Below are 19,425 nucleotides of genomic sequence, written 5' to 3' on the forward strand. Positions count from 1 at the left end.
AGGAATCCTATTTAAGGGTAAAAACTGAAGAAGCAATCAGGTTTTCACCATAAAAGAGATTAACGCGATATTCCCCGGCATCCTGCAGATCATCAACAATGATATAATCGCAGATACCCATAGGCTTATTCTCATAATCGACCACGATCTTTTTGCTGTAGATCAGCTTCTTATTACCGATCATATTGAAATCCTTCTTACCCAGAATACGTTTTTTAGGGTCGATGAACTGAAGATAAAATTCTCTTTCTCCGGGTTTGATGAGGGTAGTGGGAGCAAGGTTGAAGCAAGCTCTGAGCCTTTCGGTTTTTGCAACCCGATCGGTCTCCAGGACTTTTCCGTTTGACCGAACCTTATAGGCTGTCCCCTCAAGAGAACTTACATTCAGCAGGTTTCCCCCCTTAACCCTGGCCGCCAGTTGTATATTCTCATTGATGAGTGAATCTGTAAACTGGGTAAGGTCTTCGTTCTCCGACTTCAGGGCATTACTGTAGCGTTCGAGTTCAATATACCGGAGATTGGTGCTGTCGATCTCACGGCTCAGCAGGTAATTCTGCCTTTGAATACTGTCTGTTAACCGCTTCAATTGCTTATTCTCTTCTCTCATTGCAGCCAATTCCCTCCTGTATCGCCCCAATATCTGGTAATCGACCTCCATATGCTCTATAGAGTCAAGAAGCAGGGCAATGCGTCGTCTGCTGTAATCGATCTCTTCGATATGCGACTCGTTCTCCCTGGCAAGGGTCTCAAGATCGGTCTCGATCTCTTTAAGATCTTCAACGATCATACCCTTGGCATTCTCCAAAAAGGATACCTTTTCTTCAGTCTCGATGTAGTTCAGATAGGAAAAAGCGGTCAGAGCGGCAATACAAACCAGCAACACCCCTAAGATCAATTTCTGGCCTAACTGCTTTCTTTGTACACTCATTAAAAAAATAAGTAGATTTGAGAGTAAGTTATTCCCTGACTCCGTGATTGATTCGGTAAATATAATAAATGATCTTCAATATCTGTTTTTCCCTGATTGCTGTCTGGGTTGCGAAAAGATCATCACCAAAAAAGCCTACCCCCTTTGTGTGCATTGCCGGCATGAATTACCCCTTACCTCGTATAATCGTCTCACCGAAAACCATACAGATCGTATTCTCTACGGGAGGGTACGACTGAGGCACGCCTACTCCCTTTTGTGGTATCACAGAAACAGCCTGGTTCAGCGAATCATCCATCAAATAAAATACAGGCATCAGGAAGCAGCGGGAGCGTTTTTCGGACGGTGGATCGGCCACCAATTACTGGAATACCCGGAACTGACTTCTGTCGATATGGTCATACCCGTTCCTTTACACCCTGAAAAGAAACGCAAACGAGGGTATAATCAGACCGAGAAGATGGCCTGGGCCATGGCTGAAGTATTGCAAGCAGAATTCAGGAAAGACATTCTGAAAAGAACCGCAGGCAAACGCACACAGACGAAAGTCAATCGCATCAACAGGAATTTCAATGAAGACAACCCTTTTATGGCCGAACCCCGCGTTGACCTGAGAGGAAAGCATATCCTGTTAACAGACGATGTGATTACAACCGGAGCGACACTCGAATTCTGTGCCCATGCACTCGCTTCACATCCCGAAGTCACCCTGAGTATTGCGACCCTTGCAATTACTGCCTGAATTGTGTTTCTGGAGAAAAATATCGTTATTTTGCAGCTCTAAATACATCTGATGAATTACAGTCGAGCCATACGAATACTGGCTGCATTAATGCTTTTTATAGGGGTCACCAATTGTGCCAAGAGAGGAAACCCAACCGGCGGCCCGAAAGACGAAACTCCGCCTGAAATCATTTCAGCACGACCTGAAAATGGTTCAACGAATTTTCAAGGGGATGAGTTTCGTATCAACTTTGACGAGTTCATCAAACTCCAGGACCTGCAGAAGAACCTGGTGGTATCACCTCCCCTTGCCTACCAGCCTATCATCTATCCGCAAAGCGGTGCAGGTAAATATCTCAATGTTGAGATCATAGACACTCTGAAAGAAAATACCACCTATGTTTTTAATTTCGGACAAGCCATCGTAGATAACAATGAGGGAAATCCCTACCCCTTCTTCACATATGTATTCTCGACTGGTGATTATATCGACTCTTTAACTCTCGAAGGGTTTGTATCTGATGTACAACTGAAACAACCCGACCCTTATATTTCAGTGATGCTCTGGGAGATGGACTCGACTTACACAGATTCGGTCATTTATAAAAACCCGCCAAAATACATCACTAACACCCTTGACAGTTCTGTCACTTTCAGGCTTACCAACTTAAAGGCCGGTCGGTATAAGATGATCGCACTGCTCGATGAAGCCAATAATTATGTTTTCGACCCGAAAACCGACAAGATCGGATTTGTAGAAGAGCCGATTACCCTTCCAAACGACACCCTTTATGAGATCGAATTGTTTATGGAAGAGACCGAATTCAAGGCACTGCGACCTTCCCTGCTAAAAAAGAACAAGATTGCATTTGGCTACGAAGGAGACCCTGAAAAAATGGCTGTCAACATACTTTCAGAAGTCCCCGATGATTTCAGAAGTAAAACCATCAAAAGCATCAAGTCAGATTCGCTGTATTATTTCTTTACTCCTTTTGAGACCGACTCTCTTGTTTTTGAAGTATCACGGGAAGTACCTGTCGACACTTTTACGGTACGAATCAGAGACCTCTATCCCGATTCATTGAATATCTCACAATACGAACAACAGAAGTTCGGAGTGAACAATCCCTTCCAGCTCCACGCCAGTATACCTGTGATAAAGGTTGAAGACAGCCTTATCGGCCTGATCGACCAGGATTCAACACAACTGGAGTTCACTTATACCCTTGACAGCCTGAAAAACCTGCTCATCTTCAACTGGAATAAGGAGCCTTCGCGTAAGTATAATATTTCGCTTAATCCGGGAGCCATCACAGATTTCTTTGGCAACACCAACGATTCACTCTCTTATCTTGTGAGCACCAAGAGTCTGGCTGACCTCGGAAGTATCACGGTTAACATCGGTAATGCAGATCAGTTCCCCCTGATACTGCAACTCACAGATGATAAAGGAGAGGTAAAGTATGAAGCGACCATTAGAGAAGAAAACCCGTCGCATTCTTTCAGAAACATTTCTCCGGGAAATTATCTTATCAGGGTCATACACGACACCAATGGTAACGGGAAATGGGATACAGGAAGTTTTTTAGAAAACCGTCAACCTGAAAAGATCAGTTACATGGCACAACCCGTCGAGTTGCGACCAAACTGGGAGATCGATCAGACCTTTACTTTAGAGTAAATTCATCGCGATCATTAAGGAATCGCAATTTCTTTCGTGTTTTCATCATTTTCTCATGATCGAGAGTTACCCTGAAAACACCCTCCTGCTCTGTATAAACCAGTGCATTTCCAAGCGGATCAATAGCGGCAGAATGCCCGGTATACAAATGTTTGTTGGGATCTTTTCCAATACGATTTACACCCACACAATACGCCATGTTCTCAATGGCACGAGCTCTTAGCAGGATATCCCAAGCCTGTACTCTCTTATCCGGCCAATTAGCCACATAGATACAGAGATCATAATCACAGGTGTTTCTTGACCATACCGGAAATCTCAGGTCATAACACACTTGTGGTAATATCTTCCACCCTCTGAGTTCGAGGACATTGTTGGATGCTCCGGGTTCATATACCTTTTCCTCACCAGCAAGGGTAAAAAGATGTTTTTTATCATAATAACCTCTGATCCCCTCTTCCTCGACCATTAAAAATCGATTGTAATACTTGCTATCTTCGGTGATTACCAGGCTTCCTGCTATAGCCATATCATAATCAGCAGCCATCCTGATAAGCCACTGTACTGTTTCGCCATCCATCTCTTCAGCCACCTCAGCAGGACTCATCGTAAAACCCGATGCAAACATCTCAGGTAATATCAACAGGTCAACAGAAGCCCCTTTCAGATCGGCATTTTCCATTAAAGCTTCTATATGATCGCGGTTGGTTTTTGCATCATGCCATTCCAAAGAGGTCTGAAGCAAAGCCACTTCCAGGGTTTTATTCATATTCATTTTATTTCGCTTAAAGATAAGCAAATCAATGTTCTCCCGGATCATAACCCACAGGTGCTGTCAGTAACGAATCTTGTGTCGCTCCGACAACCTCCCATTCAGACAGGTTAAAAATGTTGCTGCTCTGCAATATTCCTGCCTTACGTCTTGCTCTGCCATCCTGAAAATCCCATAGAGTACCGGTTCCGTCTGTTCCCGGTTGTCCGAATATATCCACGCGGTTTCCATTGCCGTCTATCAGCTCAATACTGTCATCACCGTTAGAATCTGCAGGACCTCCCGCATCGCCTTCGATATCGGGGCTGAAGCCATAGATCATTTCGAACTCGACAGCATTTGCAGCAATGACCACGGTCTCCTTTGGTTGTATATAACCCGACAATCTTATGACGCTCGAAGAAGTATACGAGCTATTCGCATTGGTATATCTTCTGAGCTCCCAGCGATCAAGACGAACACCCTTTTCTGACGCATTATATAATTCCAGGAATCTTCCGTTTGACCCGGATATGGTATTAGCCGGATCGGCGATCTCAGAAATCAAAACCGATGAACTAGTGCGTACCATACTGCAATCAACAGGTGGATCAGCAAAGTTCAGGTCATTCATGTTTCTAAGGTGAAGAAGATCATTCATGTAAATACCGCTAACATTTCCTGATCCTTCAGGGAAGCTCTGATCAGCAAAATTCGCCTGTTCAGGTACAAATAATGCCAGGCTATTGTAGCAATCTTCTACAGAGTTTGAACTCACGGGAAGTAATATATCCACAGCTGCAACACCGGTGATCGTTATTAATTCTCCCTCCTGCAAAGACCCTAACGAATCTTCCAAAGTCAGTGATCTCGGTTGAAAATCAACGAACCCTGAGCCCGCACTTATCCTGTCAATGGGAATTTCGTACAGATGAATTAATCCTCCGGTTTCATCAATTCTTACGTTCAGAAGGGCCAGCTTAATTTCTGAATCCTGTGCGATGCTATGAGCCTCATTAAAATGTACCAAAACGGGCTTTGTTCCCACTTGCATCATCATCATTTCCTGAGGAAAGTGACCTGAAACATAATCAGAGGTCACCACGCCCTCAATGACGATATTTTCAGTGATCCTGTCGGCTCCCACCAGCTCATCTAACTGTTCGCCACTGATTGATCCGGCTCTTTCAAATATATCACAGGTTTTGTTTGTCAGGCCTGAAAAATCACCTGTATTACGAACTCTTAAACCTATACCTTCCTCTGACCTGACCACTATACCCAAAACATTGCCGTGCAGATCAGGTACGGGCTCGTTCGATCCGCTAAAACCGTTTTCTATGATTACGGGCATTAAATCTCCTTTACAATCTGCCAACATCAGAGTGCTTTGTTGTTCAAATAACACGGTCTGAAAGGTCTCAAAATGCACATTTTTCAACATGGCCAGAGTACCGGCATGTTCTTCAGAGATCTGGTCGATCTCCAGTTGTTTCACGGTGACCGAATCAGTTTTATCACTGGTGTAGAAATTTCTGTAGTGCCTGGCTTCAGGCAACATCTCATACGCAGAATCTGAGGCATCCCTGTATCCAATTTGTAGTTCCTGATGCTCTTCGTATAACCATAAGTCATCTCCGGACACAACCATGGTTTCACCGGTTTTGAACTCTTTTGATCCTGTCCCACCCCTCTCGAGATTTAATCTGATACCCGAATTCTCTTCCTGCATATATACCCTATCAGGAAAATTGCCGAAATGATCAGTTGCTGTTACCGTAGCTTTGAAAACCATCCCATTCAAACTTAAAGGAGTCCCCTGGTAAAGCGACCTGATTTCTGCAAGGGATGTATTAACAGCAGGAGGCGAACAGGCATAAGCAAAATTATCACATCGCTTTCCTGCCAATTGAATGTCAGACTCCTGATTGATTTTTAAAAAGTAACCCCTGGAATCCCTTTTCAAAATGCCGTTAACTGAAAAACTGCCTGTTGGCGGAACAGCATTAAAAAATTCAGCGTATCCACTGCTTTCCAGGGGAAGAACAGCTCCATGACAATCGAGCAGCTTTAAACGGGTTTGCTCTTTTTCAACAGCAAAACTGCGGCAGAGATCTTCAGGTGCCAATTCTGCTTTTTCGATTTGTATCCAGGTATTTAGATAGGTATCAGATAAACGGGTAATTTCCACCTTTTCAGGAGCCAGATCGATAACAGGGTCACAAGAGAGTACCAGGTGTTTGTCAATGGCGGCAGCAGGCAGTCTTCCGACAGACGGCTGTCCGAAAAAGTGGGTAATCCCACCCACCTCAAGGGCACCATACCGTTTATCAATGTAAAGGTCTTTCATGTTTATCCAGATTCGTGAGCCCTTCGGATATCGCAGATGCAGATCGGGCAGGTCCAGCTTTATAAGTATCCCCGCTGTCTCGCCTCCTGAGTTATCCTGCATATACAATTCCCCGAAGTGATTCCCCGCAGCATCATCGGAAACAACCACCCCACTCAGCACCATATCCTCCATTATTCGTTCCGGACCTTCCTGATAGTCTTTTTCCAATAGCTGTAAAACACCGGTAACGGCATACTCCCCAACATCGCATGCAAAAAGGGGTTGATAGTCATCGGTTTTAATACACGAGCACAAAACAGAAAAAACAATAACAGTTAAGACCGGTTTCAGACAATGCTTCATCACTATTGTAGATTCAGGCTAAGATTTATAAAGAATGTTCTGCCGTAGCCCCGCCAATATTTATTACCGAACCGGGGTAAGCCGGTCAATTCATCTGACCGGAACTGAGCATAGTTCCCGTTTCTGTTTTGTTCAAATCCACCGGTAAAATACATCTGGTCAAACAGATTATTTATACCAATGAACAAACTGAGATAAGCAGAACCCATAAGCCATGACTTTCCACCTGTCAGATTAAGTAAATAGGCAGACGGTAATTTTTCCTGAATCAATGCATTCTGCAGCTGCAAGGAAGATACCTGCTCTGTATTTCCACTCTCAGGGTTAATAAGAAAGGCTGAGGTTCTGCGATTATAGGAGATCGCCACATAATTATCTTCCAGCAGATTCGCCGTCGCGGCGAACCACCAGTAGTCGGGAGACCTGTATTCAAGGCCGGCTGAAAAAGCCTTTTGCGGACCGGAGGAAACCCGGTAACCGGTAATAGCTGCGGTACCCAGAGATGCAAATCCTAGGTCATTGATAGACTCTGAAGAATCTTCACCGGGATCAAAATTCACAGCCACCTCCGGATCGCTTGTATAGCGATAGTCACCGTACCCTATCACCGCAGAGCATGATAAAGAGGAAGTGATCTGATATGATGCAGACCATTCCATACCGAGGTGTCGCTGACCTATACCGGTCACTACCTCCTGCACAAAATCGCTCCCCATCCCACTGTCCATATAGAAATAGTTGATAGCTCTGTGATCTGTGAGATTCGCACCATAAAAAGAGAACTTAGCGGTAAGATTTTCAAGCCTCAGGTAGTAATTAAGATCGATATAGGATACTTTTTCGAGTTCCGGCCCATCGACGATACGATCGTTTTCACGTACATTCACATAAAGGTCGGTTATGGGCGGGGGATCGTTTAAAACAGCCAGATTCACGTCAAATATATGCCGTCCTGTATACTTAAACCGTACTCCTGCCTTATATCCGGAAAAACCCATTTCCTGTTTTTCACCTTCACCAAATGAATCGTCAGGATATTTTTCATTTAAAAACATTCCCGTTCTCCGGTAGCTCGCAAGTCCGTATTTCCCGGCCATATAGGCCTCAAATTGATTGCCTTTGTAATACACCTGAAGAAAGGAGTGCCCTTGTTTATAGCCGATCTGATAGTGATACCCGAAAATATCGTCAAGATATTTTACATCAGACCCGTTCAGGTCATTACGACTTCCGCTGAACGGGTCAGAATCTGAGTGATACTCAGCACCCAGCAGATCGTTGATACGGGCATGTTGATCGTAGTTGTTGTTTCCAAGAATGATACCCCCTTCGAAATGAACCAATTTCCAGGGCCTGAAGAGAAAGCCGGTAAATGCCTTAATGTTATTGACCAGCGTACGATCGTCATAAATCATATAAGCTGCCTCTCCCTGTTTGTTTAAGTTTACCTGATAGAGAGAGGCCCAATCAATCTGAGGGGATTCCATCAGTGCGTTTCTCGCTAAATCAGCTGCTTCGAAATTTGCACCGGAGAACGCACTCAGATAAAAGCCCGGCATATACCTGTAATAAACAGGGTCAGGATTAGGAGCATTGTAATAACCTAACCGTTCACGATCCCGTGATCCGAATGTATAACTTACAGCAGAGCGCAGTTCAAAACCAGCTTTAACATATGTATAATTAAACTGAAAAAAAGGCTGTTTATATCTTCTCATACGGCTGCTTCTGATCTCGCCATCATGCAAACCCCAATAAGGATTATAGCGTCGTCCGAATAAGTCTATGCTCTCTTTTGTGAGCGATGCAGAGCCTCCCCTTTTTACCGGGGTGTACCATCCCAGAAGGGTGAATGTGTGCCGCTTCAGGCGAATCTCAGTCTGAGCAAAAAAAGCATGCGCATTGTAAGGCGTGCCGTCAACATAGCCCTGTTCTGCCCATCTCTTCGAGGCGGAAACAGTTTGAAACCAGGTTCCCTTTTCGTTTGCATGAGTATAGGTCAGGGCGATTCTGCCCAAATAGGTTCTATTGGCCGCAGAGGATGTCAGTCTGAGACCCGGACGTTGTTTTGAAGATCGGGTATCGATCGAGCTACTGCCTGTAAGTCCTCCAAATGTAAATGGTACATATTGCAGTCCGGGGGAATTCTCCCGCACACGGAAAACATCGTTCAATCCGCCCATTATATTCCATTCAGGACTTCCCCATAACAGATCGTTCAAAGGCAGCCCGTTCAGATTCAAAAGAGTATGTTTTCGATCCAGCCCCTTCACCCTGTAAAATGCCTGGGAAAAATCAAAAGCAGCTCTGCGGGTAAATACATCATCATTGGCATTAAGCATGAGTATATTGCCACTTACATCCTGTTCTGTAAGCTCTGCTTCACTGAGGGTAATGATCTCCGGTGATGCTAAATCAACCTTTAAAGGGGTTAGCAGTACCGGGCCCAGATCTGTGATCTCTGATTCATTGACCTGAGCAGATAATCGTAAGGTTTCATACCCCTCTGCTTCAACTGTGAGCACATAGGTTCCCCCGCTTAGCTGATTAATTTGAAAATAACCCCGCTGATCAACAAAAGATGAAACCATTGATCCCTCCAATTGCAACACGGCGAATGAAACAGGTCGATGGTCAAATTCACTTAGCACCTGACCTGCTATTAAAGCATTCTGAGCGAAACAGCAGCCTCCGGCAATAAAAAGAGATATTGAAGAAAATAAACGAAACATTTTACTATTTTACTGTATTAATGTAGTTTATTTTCTATATTAGAAAGATGAAATGGGATGTTATTTCGATGAAAAGTATTTATTTATCGCTTTTATTCGGTTTTACAGTGACCTGCTTACCCGCTCAAACAGTCAGGGAATACCAACCTTACCTCTTTGTATTTTATAACCTTGAAAATCTTTTTGACACGAAAGATGATCCTGAAACAAAAGATGACGAAAGAACACCGCAGGGGAGATACCGATGGTCTGAGAAAAAATATCTCACCAAACTGCATGCGATTGCCGATGCCCTCATGAAATTGGGAAAACAAAAGGAACAGATGCCATCTCTTATTGGCCTTGCAGAGATAGAAAACAGAAAAGTACTGGAAGATCTTACCACTCTGACCGATCTTTCTGCATATAATTATAAGATCATACAGTTCGATTCTCCCGACGAAAGGGGAATAGATGTCGCCTTGTTATATCAGCCTGATCATTTTATTGTGAACAACAGTGTACCGGCCAGACAGCTCATGCATAATGAATACGGATATATTGATGAAACCCGCGATCAGCTTGTCGTCACCGGTTACCTGTCAGGTACGCTTTTAGCTATTGTTGTGGTGCACTGGCCTTCCAGAAGCGGCGGAAGACAACGCAGCAATGCCATGAGAAACCAGGCAGCCTTTCGAACCAGTGGTATAGTTGATTCCCTCAGGCTCAGGCATGATCAAATTCCTGTTATCGTAACCGGTGACTTCAATGATAACCCGAAAGACAACAGCCTGGCGGTTATTTCCGTTTGTGACAAAGTAAGGGCACAAAAGTCAGATAAATTATACAACTTGATGTGTGCCCTGTATAACAAAGGAATTGGCAGCATCGGCTACAGAGACCAGTGGCATCTTTTCGATCAGTTCCTCGTCTCTCATAATATGATCACAGGAAGTGGCGATTTTCTTTATTGGAAAGCAGGGGTATTTAACGATATGTCCCTTCAGCAATCTGCAGGCCGCTACAGATCATACCCGAAGCGGTCATACTCCGGTGGGAGATTCACCGCCGGATACAGCGATCACTTTCCAATTTATATGTTTCTATTGAAGCCTGTCTCAGGAGAGCCAGATGTCGTAAGGAATACGCAGCAGGATCAATAAGAGACCAATACCGTAGAATAACCCGATACGGGCAAATTTCTTTTTGGAGGTCAGTGCCTTCTTATGCTTGCTCCAGCCAATGGTTATCAGGGCCACTGCAATGATATTGGTAAGGGGATGTTCCAGTAACAGCAGTCTGAGCAGACTATTACCCATCACCTCTCCGGTTCCCCAGGCGTTCAGGTTTGGGGTCACGAAATACAAAATCAGACCGATTACCAGCTGAATATGAGTGAAAATCAATGCGAAAAGACTAATTCTTAAGTCTTTTGCAAGGCTGAATTCCTTGTTTTTAAAATACCCGACTGCCGCATTTAATACAGCGATTATGAGTACAAAAAGTGTGAAATAAGCCCAGTATGAGTGAAGTACTTTGATGGTTGAATACATATCTTGAGAAATTAAGAAATTCAAATGTAATAAAATTCTAACATAAAAAACCCCGCACCAGGCGGGGTTTCTTGTAACTATATTTCAGATCAGTTAAATAAGTAACGTACTCCGAATTGAATCTGCCATCTTGAGCTTTGAATCCCTGCATCATCCAGCTGAATGATACGATCAGGCAGGCTTGGATTAAAGGTGAACTCAGGATCCGGACCACCTTGTTCTGTAGTGATCAATCCAACCTCTCCAAATCCAGGCACAAATTTCTTCTTACCCCAATCTTTATTGATCAGATTGGTGAAGTTGAAGATATCTGCTGAAAGCTGGAGGGTATGCGATTTCTGTCCGATGTTCAGGGTGAAATCCTGAAGCACTTTCAGGTCAATGATATTGCTCCATGGCCCCCATTCACCGTTACGCTCGGCATACTGACCTCTGCGGCCTCTCAGGTATTCATTCCCCTCGATAAAGGCATCCAGAGCCTCCCACTGCTCCTGAGCTGTGGTTACGGTAGCACCATTATCGAATGAGGTGTCGATCAGGTTGATCTCATCCTGGCTGGCAGGTACATAGATCAGCGCATTATCTCTTGAATCGTCGTTCAACAGGTCACGCCCTTCATTATAGATGTATGTGATCGGTTGAGACTGTGATCCTTCATAAAACAGACCAATGGTGGTCTTCACATTTTCATTCCAGTTCAATGCGTATGAAACATTGGCGATCACACGACTTCCCTGAGCAAAATCAGAACGGGTGGTTGGAAGATTCGAGTTTTTACCATTAACCGTCTGGATATTTCTCCATTGAGAACTGTTCTGTGAAGAAGTTCCGTCGAAGATAGCACGTGCATCTCCGTAGGTATAGGAAACACTACCACCGAACCCGTTACTGAATGGCTTGGTAAGCGTAAAGGTGGTGTTCCAGCTATAGCCTTCACTGGTATTCGAAAGCAGGTAAATACCTCCGTATGTAGGATCGATAAGATCGAATCTGTTGTAGAACGGTCGATTATCAGCCCCGTTTAGAGTACCTACAGGCCCCTTGATGTTTAGGTTCTCGTAATAAACGGCATTGATGTTGTCGTTCCAGATCCCCTCAGCTGTAAAAACAAGATCCCAGATCGGAAGTTTCTGATCGATCGCCAGGTTGGTTTTAAAAACCTGTGGCAACATAAAGTCTGAAGCGATAAGGTCGATATTTCCACCTGTTCCCCCTGAACCGGGCTCTACATTTACGGGCTGGTCATTAACATCAGGGTTGAAGCTGTCTACATCGGTATTAAATGAAGCGGCAAATCCACTGGTTATACCGTTGTTATTATAAGCTCCTCCTGGCCATACCAGAGGAAGTCTTGAAGTAAAGATACCGAACCCTCCACGTACCTGGGTGGTACGGTTTCCGAACACGTCCCAGTTAAATCCTGCACGAGGCGATACGTGAATGATGGTGCTTACCGGCTGACCGACTCTTGCACCCTGCAGGTCTTTCCCCTGAGCCTCGAGCAGATCTACCGTACGATTGTTAAAATCATTGTTTACCGGTCCTTGATCCCAGAAAGGAGTATCAAAACGAATACCCGCCGATACCCTTAAATTATCACTTACCTGCACCTGGTCCTGTACATAGAATCCTAATTGGAAAATTGAGAATTCTGCAGCACCGGCAGAGGCATCACCTACTGTACCGTCACCTACGAGTGAATAACCGTGCTGATAGAAATCGAGTGCATCAGGATCGTTATTTATGAATCCCTGTACACTGGTATAGGTATAGTCTCCGTAGTTGAAAGGGAAGAACAGGTTTTTCGAATTTGAATACTCATTGTGGGTACCCAGTGTGATGGTATGTCTTCCTTTATAGATCTCGAAGTTATTGGTAAAGGTAAAAATATCCTGGTCAAGCAGGTTCGCCGTAGAGAAAGGCTCAGACCCCAGGCTGATGAATCCTTCACCGTCGAAGATATCAACCGTTGGGAAAGGCTGCCCTGAAGGATCCCGGTCATCACGAACCTGGGTGTATCCCATGATCAGGCTGTTTGAATATTTATTACCAGAGTAGTTCCACTCTATCGAGGTAGAATTGGTCTTTGAAATAAATTCTTCTGATCCGTTGATAAAACCGATATTGGAATTCCCTGAACTTCTCGCTTCCAGGTTATCTGCTCCCACATAACTGTGTTTGAACATCAGTTTATTACGATCATTAATGTTCCAGTCGATACGGGCAGTGATTTTATCACTGACCAAAGTACGGGTATTGTCTGCATAACCACCCGGATCATATCCGTAAGTGTTTATAAGGAACTGACGAAGGTTTTCAAGCTCGGCAGCCCCGCTGTCTCCCCTGTAATTGGAAAGATTGAAGGGTTGAGGAGTCTCATCATCCTGACGCTCGTAGTTCACGAAGAAGAACAATTTGTCTTCGATGATCGGTCCGCCCAGGCGGAAACCATATGTCTGAGCTGAAAAGTCACTCAGCCTTTCACGGGTTTCACCCTCTCCGACAAGCGAAGGCGGGGTCTTACCAGCCAGCGATTCATTACGCAGGAAATAATAGGCAGACCCTTCAAAATTGTTATCTCCAGATCGGGTAATGGCACTGATCGCACCTCCTGAGAATCCGGAAATTTTCACGTCGAAAGGCGCAAGCTGCACCTGAAATGATTCGATCGCATCCACAGAAAACGGGTTTACCCCGGTTTGTCCTCCGTTGGTACCTGAACCTGCAAGTCCGAACACATCGTTATTCACCGCACCATCAATATAGATCGCATTGTAACGGTTGTTCTGACCACCTACTGAAATAGAGAATCCGTCGTTACCTTCAGTAATAGACGCCTGAGGAGTTACCCTCACAAAGTCAGCGATCGATCTTGAGGCAGCCGGAATGGTCTGCACCTCTCTGTTGGTAATGGTGGTTTCTGCACCTGTTTTGTTGGCACTGAAAATACCGGTAGAAGTCCCGGTTACAACAACCTCATCAAGCTCAGTGGCAGATTCCTGCAATTGCGCGTTGATTCTTTCTGTCTGCCCCAGTTGCAGGTAAAGATCTGACTGGGTTGCATCCTGGAAACCAATATAAGAGATGGTTACCTGGTAAGGTCCGCCCGGTCTCATACCCGAAAGACGGTAAAATCCGTCAAAGTCGGTAGTCGCACCATAAGTGGTACCTGACGGAAGGTGAACAGCTACGACATTGGCTCCCGGTAAGGGTTCACCATTATTGTCTTCTACCTGCCCACCCATAGAGGCAGTTGTTACCCCTTGAGAATAACCTGCGATTGCCGTAAAAAGCATTACGACCAGCAGGCACAATCGGTTAAAATTACTCATGTTAATCTGATTTTAGTTAGCGATGCAAAAATGCGGCTCAAAAATACGATAAGTTTTAACTTAACATTAACCATTTTAAAAAAAATAAAGGACTCAATGCCTGATAAGTATGACATTAAGCCCTTTCGTCGATGGATTTTTACAGAAGTTACTTAAAAGTTAAGCTTTCAAAAATCTCGCGATCAATTTTTGTGTTGAAGCATCATGATCATGTGTGGATTTCCCCTCAAACTCTTCCAGAATAACATTTGCCAGCTGCTTACCGAGCTCGACACCCCATTGATCATAACTGAAAATATTCCATACCACTCCCTGTACAAATATCTTATGTTCATAAAGGGCAATTAGCTCTCCCAGTGCCTGGGGGGTCAATTTGTCAAAAAGGAATGTATTGGTTGGCTTGTTTCCTTCAAATACCTTAAATGGTACCAGATCAGCCACCTCATCTTCAGATTTTCCTTTCTGCCTGAACTCATCAAGCACGGTGTCCCGATCTTTACCCGTAAGCAGGGCTTCAGTCTGTGCAAAACAATTAGCCATGAGCTTTTGATGATGCCCGCGATCGCCATACAGAGATTCACTGAAACCTATGAAATCTGCAGGTATCAACTTAGTTCCCTGATGAATCAACTGGAAAAACGCATGCTGCGAATTGGTTCCCGGCTCTCCCCAGATGATGGTTCCTGTTTGATAATCTACTTTATTTCCGGAACGATCCACACTCTTACCATTGCTTTCCATTATGCCTTGCTGCAAATAAGCCGACAAACGATGCAGATACTGTGTATAGGGTATAATGGCTTCGCTTTCTGCGTCGAAGAAATTATTATACCAGATACTGAGCATACCCAGTACCACCGGTATGTTTCTCTCAAAAGGTGTTTCCCTGAAATGCTGATCCATGGCATTGGCGCCATTCAGCAAGCGGTCAAAGTTATCATAACCAAGCCCAAGAGAGATCGAGAGACCAACGGCACTCCATAAAGAAAAACGACCACCAACCCAATCCCACATAGGGAATACGTTCTCATCGGCTATACCAAACTCCCTGATCTTTTCAAGGTTAGTCGATACAGCTACAAAATGTTTGCCCACATCCTGCTGTGTTCCGGCCTGTAAGAACCAGTTACGAATGGTTATTGCATTGCTCAGGGTCTCCTGAGTCGTAAATGATTTGGAAACGATAATAAACAGGGTGGTTTCCGGATCGAGATCCTTTATGGCTTCCATTACATGATCACCATCCACGTTGCTTACAAAATGTACCTTCAGGTGATTGCGGTAATAGGCCAGGCTCTCCATAACCATAGCCGGCCCCAGGTCAGAACCACCGATACCGATATTGACCACATCTGTAAATGCCTTCCCCGTAAAACCCTTTTTTTCTCCTGATATCACCGACTCAGAGAATGTTTTTATCTTCTCTTTCACTTCATAGACCTCAGGAATTACATTTTCACCATCAACGGTCACCTTTTCACCTGATCTGGCCCTTAAAGCCGTATGCAAAACTGCCCGGCCCTCGGTTTCATTGATGATATCTCCGGTAAAATATTTGTTGATCGCCTCATCCAGCTTGCATTCATTTGCCAGTTCGATCAAGATATCCATGGTCTTCTGATCGATCCTGTTCTTGGAATAGTCCAGATACAGATCGTTCCACTCGAGGGCAAATTTCTCTGCCCGCTGTGGGTCATTTTTGAAAAGGTCCATCATGTGGACCTCTTTCATATCTTTAAAATGCTCCTGAAGTGCTTTCCAGGATTTGGTTTCGGTGGGGTTAGTTGCTGCTAATGCCATCTTCTTCTTTTAATGTTATCAATTCAGATTCCAGACTCTCATCCTTTTGTACTGTTTTAAACTCAATCTTATCCAGTTGAGTTTTCACAGGTGCAATAAAGTCCAGGTAACGGGTCTTCAGGGAATCACTTATAGGCTCGGCATCAGGGAGGTCCTGTTTGAACGGGTCAACCTGACGACCGTTCTTCCAGAATCGGTAACATACGTGCGGACCACTGGTATTTCCGGTCATACCGACCGTACCGATCACATCACCTTGTTTTACAAAATCACCCACTTTAACCTTTCGTTTCTGCATATGCAGGTATTGGGTGGTATATGTAGCATTATGTCTAACCTTCACGTAATTACCGTTCCCTCCTCTTCGGGTTGATTCGATCACCGTCCCGTTGGCTGTGGCGAGTATGGGTGTTCCTACAGGAGCCGCAAAGTCGGTGCCTTTGTGTGGTCTGATTCTGTTACCGTAATACGCAATTCGTCGCTTGAGATTATATCTCGATGAAATACGGCTGAATTGTACCGGCGCCCTCAGAAAGGCTCTTCTCAGGTTCTTGGCATCCTCGTCAAAGTAATCGACAATTCCTTTGGTCGAATCGGTCATAAACCTGAAAGCATAGATCGGTTTCCCCCTATGTTCAAAATACGCCGCATGTATTTTATCAACCCCTGCGTATATGGTATCATCAATGTATTTCTCAGTATAAACTACTTTAAACCGGTCTCCCTGATCGATGCGGAAGAAATCAATGGTCCACGCATAGATATCAGAAAGTCGGTAAGCTACATTCACATCCATATTATTATCGGCCAATGTCTCATACAACGAACTGTTGATAACTCCCGAAGCCTCTCTTTGAACGAGTTTTACCGGCTTCTTTCCCTTAACCACCTGGGTGGAATCACTAAAATCGACAACCACGTAGTCAATACTGTTCGGCTGGTAGATAAAGCACCTTGGGCGCTGCAGGCTATCACCTTTGGAACACAGCAGGGTATATGGCTTACCGGCCTGGAGACTGGCAATGTTAAAAGAGTCTTTCACTTTTTCAACGATGTGATAGATCTCGGGATACTCCATCTTGTTGCGTTGAAGGATCTCTCCGAAACTGTCGCCAAACTTAATGGTATCCCTGATCACTATATAATCGTTCAGGTTATAACCAAACTCCCTGATCTCTACAGGTTCGGCCTTCTGTTCAGGCACCGTTACGGTTTCCTCCATTTCAGCTGATTGCTTTTCCTTCTTACATGCTGACATCAAAACGATCATCAGCAATCCTGCCATAACACTTCTTGTCATTTATTCATTCGTTTGAGGATTAAAAATATGCTCTACCCACTGTTTGCCCCAGTCGGCTTTTTCTTTTGCGCTCCAAAATTCAGGAAAAAAGATGATTTTCTGAAAACTGGGTGGTAAATATTGTTTCCAATTCGTTCCGCCTGTGGCATCTATGGTCTTTTTTTCCTTGCTGAGATGCCTGTAGGCCGCCCCCATATGCATAAGGTTCCAGTTCACATTGGCATTTACATCGAGATGCCTCATCGCTTCGATCAGCAACTCATTCTCCCGAACTTCTTTGGGAAGAGACAGGTATTTTTCATAAAGAGTCACCCCTTTTACTTCCTTTGCAATACGGATAAACCTGGGGGTATACCTGTATTCGAATTGTTTGAGGGTGAGTGTTTTTTCACCTGTCTTGCTATCGATCGCCCCTCTCTTCCAATAGATATTTTCGTAAAGTGTTTCTACCGGATCATCAGGACTGAACTCCCCCTGAGCAGATTCAGGCAAAAGATTATAAAGGGGAGTAGAATAAATCTCGATCATTCTGAACTGAGCCGACTGAAATCCACTGGCCGGTAATAACGACATTCGATACCTTAAAAATTGCTCACGCTCCATCCCGTTTATCATGATATCAAATGACGATATCAATACCCGGTAATAATTATTGATTCGATTGATCTTTTGAATGTAGAAGTCAGCTTTTTGCAGGCGGTCGTCGATCAGTTGCTTTTGCTCATGTATGATCAACTTGAAGTACAACTCAGTAATCTGGTGATACATGATAAAAATTTCCTCGTCAGGAAAATGGGTCCGGGGAACCTGTATGCTCAACAAGGTATCCAGGTGAATATAGTCCCAATACGTGAGATATCTTTGATACAGGAGGCCGTCAAGATAAGAACCCAGGTCCTGTCCCGAGTTCCGGTACTTTTCCTCCAGTTTTCTTATACGCCCTTCGATCTCGGGTTTTACAGACATTAATCGGCTACTATTTTAAATTGATGTTTCAGTCCCTTAAAAGCGTTGAGATCAGCCTTCAGAGATCCGATCATAAGATCAGCCTGTATTCTGACAGGCACACGATTTTCATCGTCAGATACCCAAAGGGTCACACTCTCCTCTTCTTTAAAGACCCTTCCTGATTGCACGTAAGGCCTGAATTTCAAACACTGAATTTTTCCGAATTTGGTATTGAGAGTCTCTCGTCCCAGAAATCTCAGTTTGAACTTAAAGGTCTCATCATCATCATAAAGCAGGTCCAGTTCAATCTCTTTCCCCTTGTAAAGGTCATCGGCCGAATACTGACTGCGCAAATAATAAAAGGCAGAAAGCAGATCCTGTATGCCCGAAGGGGTATGTATAACCTTCACTGTTCCCTTTTTATTGTTTGTCACCACGGCTTCTTTTTCACTGTGATCGAAATCGATCTCCAGGTCTTTGGTATAACCGCCTTCATCGATTTGCCTGATGAAACGATAGGGCTTCATGTCTTCCTTGCCGAAATAGCTTTCATAGTTGTCGTCAACCTTAAAGAACCAGTTGGCGATTCCGGTTGTTTTTCCCTGTCCGACCACGTGATATACATCACGACCATCCAGCTTTTCCTCAGTCAGGGTGAGACTTGCAAAACTGGCGTTCAATATCCCGTAATGTATGCGGAACTGAAACCATTCACCCCCTTTAAAATTGGGATCAATAATGGTCTCATCGCGCTGAACGGAAAATGACGTCAGTAACAAAATCAATAAAAAAGGGGCTGTTTTTTTCATGACTGAAAACTTGGCGTAAAAATAATAAATTCAAACACATCTATGATGCTAACGCTCTAATTTACAATTATTGTTCCAAGAAATACGGACAATAAAAAACCCGGCGTAAAGCCGGGTTTTCCATTAACCAACCAAAAACTTTAAATTATGAAAACTTTACTTAAAGTATGCAAAAGGGCACCACCCACTTTTGC

The 19,425-nt window shown here is 44.2% G+C and carries 13 protein-coding genes; 3 read left to right on the forward strand and 10 right to left on the reverse strand.

Annotated features, from left to right (window positions below; genetic code table 11):
• Positions 1 to 7: 7 nt before the first annotated feature.
• Positions 8 to 928, reverse strand: a complete 921-nt coding sequence (locus tag K7R10_RS07900; protein ID WP_224484138.1) for a DUF8428 domain-containing protein — start codon at positions 926 to 928, stop codon at positions 8 to 10.
• A gap of 43 nt (positions 929 to 971) precedes the next feature.
• Here K7R10_RS07900 and K7R10_RS07905 point away from each other — a divergent pair, with 43 nt between their 5' ends.
• Positions 972 to 1,670, forward strand: a complete 699-nt coding sequence (locus tag K7R10_RS07905) for a ComF family protein (RefSeq protein WP_224484139.1) — start codon at positions 972 to 974, stop codon at positions 1,668 to 1,670.
• Between the two features lie 51 nt (positions 1,671 to 1,721).
• Positions 1,722 to 3,332, forward strand: a complete 1,611-nt coding sequence (locus K7R10_RS07910) for an Ig-like domain-containing protein (RefSeq protein WP_224484140.1) — start codon at positions 1,722 to 1,724, stop codon at positions 3,330 to 3,332.
• Here K7R10_RS07910 and K7R10_RS07915 read toward each other — a convergent pair.
• The 3 genes from K7R10_RS07915 to K7R10_RS07925 are packed head-to-tail and all read right to left on the reverse strand — an operon-like array spanning position 3,319 to position 9,510.
• Positions 3,319 to 4,101: an amidohydrolase gene (locus K7R10_RS07915; RefSeq protein WP_224484141.1), complete on the reverse strand. Its 783-nt coding sequence runs from the start codon at positions 4,099 to 4,101 to the stop codon at positions 3,319 to 3,321. The genes K7R10_RS07910 and K7R10_RS07915 overlap by 14 nt on opposite strands.
• A 31-nt stretch (positions 4,102 to 4,132) precedes the next feature.
• Positions 4,133 to 6,778 carry a DUF5689 domain-containing protein gene (locus K7R10_RS07920; RefSeq protein WP_224484142.1) on the reverse strand — a complete coding sequence of 882 codons (2,646 nt, stop codon included), beginning with the start codon at positions 6,776 to 6,778 and terminating at the stop codon, positions 4,133 to 4,135.
• A 2-nt stretch (positions 6,779 to 6,780) separates the two neighbouring features.
• Complete coding sequence (locus K7R10_RS07925) at positions 6,781 to 9,510, reverse strand: carboxypeptidase regulatory-like domain-containing protein (protein WP_224484143.1); 2,730 nt, start codon at positions 9,508 to 9,510, stop codon at positions 6,781 to 6,783.
• Between the two features lie 47 nt (positions 9,511 to 9,557).
• Between K7R10_RS07925 and K7R10_RS07930 the strand changes: the two genes are divergently transcribed.
• Positions 9,558 to 10,652 (forward strand): endonuclease/exonuclease/phosphatase family protein, encoded by a 1,095-nt coding sequence (locus K7R10_RS07930; RefSeq protein ID WP_224484144.1) that lies wholly within the window; start codon positions 9,558 to 9,560, stop codon positions 10,650 to 10,652.
• Here the strand turns inward: K7R10_RS07930 and K7R10_RS07935 are convergent.
• The 6 genes from K7R10_RS07935 to K7R10_RS07960 form a co-directional block, all read right to left on the reverse strand.
• Positions 10,608 to 11,042, reverse strand: a complete 435-nt coding sequence (locus K7R10_RS07935) for a hypothetical protein (protein ID WP_224484145.1) — start codon at positions 11,040 to 11,042, stop codon at positions 10,608 to 10,610. The genes K7R10_RS07930 and K7R10_RS07935 overlap by 45 nt on opposite strands.
• Positions 11,043 to 11,131: 89 nt before the next feature.
• On the reverse strand, positions 11,132 to 14,374 hold the full coding sequence (locus K7R10_RS07940) for a TonB-dependent receptor (protein ID WP_224484146.1): 3,243 nt from the start codon (positions 14,372 to 14,374) through the stop codon (positions 11,132 to 11,134).
• A 159-nt stretch (positions 14,375 to 14,533) separates the two neighbouring features.
• Positions 14,534 to 16,174 carry a glucose-6-phosphate isomerase gene (pgi, locus tag K7R10_RS07945; protein ID WP_224484147.1) on the reverse strand — a complete coding sequence of 547 codons (1,641 nt, stop codon included), beginning with the start codon at positions 16,172 to 16,174 and terminating at the stop codon, positions 14,534 to 14,536.
• The gene (locus K7R10_RS07950) at positions 16,155 to 17,474 is read right to left on the reverse strand and encodes a peptidoglycan DD-metalloendopeptidase family protein (protein ID WP_224484148.1); all 1,320 of its coding nucleotides are present in this window, start codon (positions 17,472 to 17,474) and stop codon (positions 16,155 to 16,157) included. The genes pgi and K7R10_RS07950 overlap by 20 nt, the downstream gene beginning before the upstream one ends.
• Positions 17,475 to 18,440 (reverse strand): tryptophan 2,3-dioxygenase family protein, encoded by a 966-nt coding sequence (locus K7R10_RS07955; protein WP_224484149.1) that lies wholly within the window; start codon positions 18,438 to 18,440, stop codon positions 17,475 to 17,477.
• Positions 18,440 to 19,231 (reverse strand): DUF3108 domain-containing protein, encoded by a 792-nt coding sequence (locus K7R10_RS07960; protein ID WP_224484150.1) that lies wholly within the window; start codon positions 19,229 to 19,231, stop codon positions 18,440 to 18,442. The genes K7R10_RS07955 and K7R10_RS07960 overlap by 1 nt, the downstream gene beginning before the upstream one ends.
• Between the last annotated feature and the right edge of the window lie 194 nt (positions 19,232 to 19,425).

The sequence above is a fragment of the Robertkochia aurantiaca genome (genome assembly GCF_020166495.1).
Taxonomy (GTDB): Bacteria; Bacteroidota; Bacteroidia; order Flavobacteriales; family Flavobacteriaceae; genus Robertkochia; species Robertkochia aurantiaca.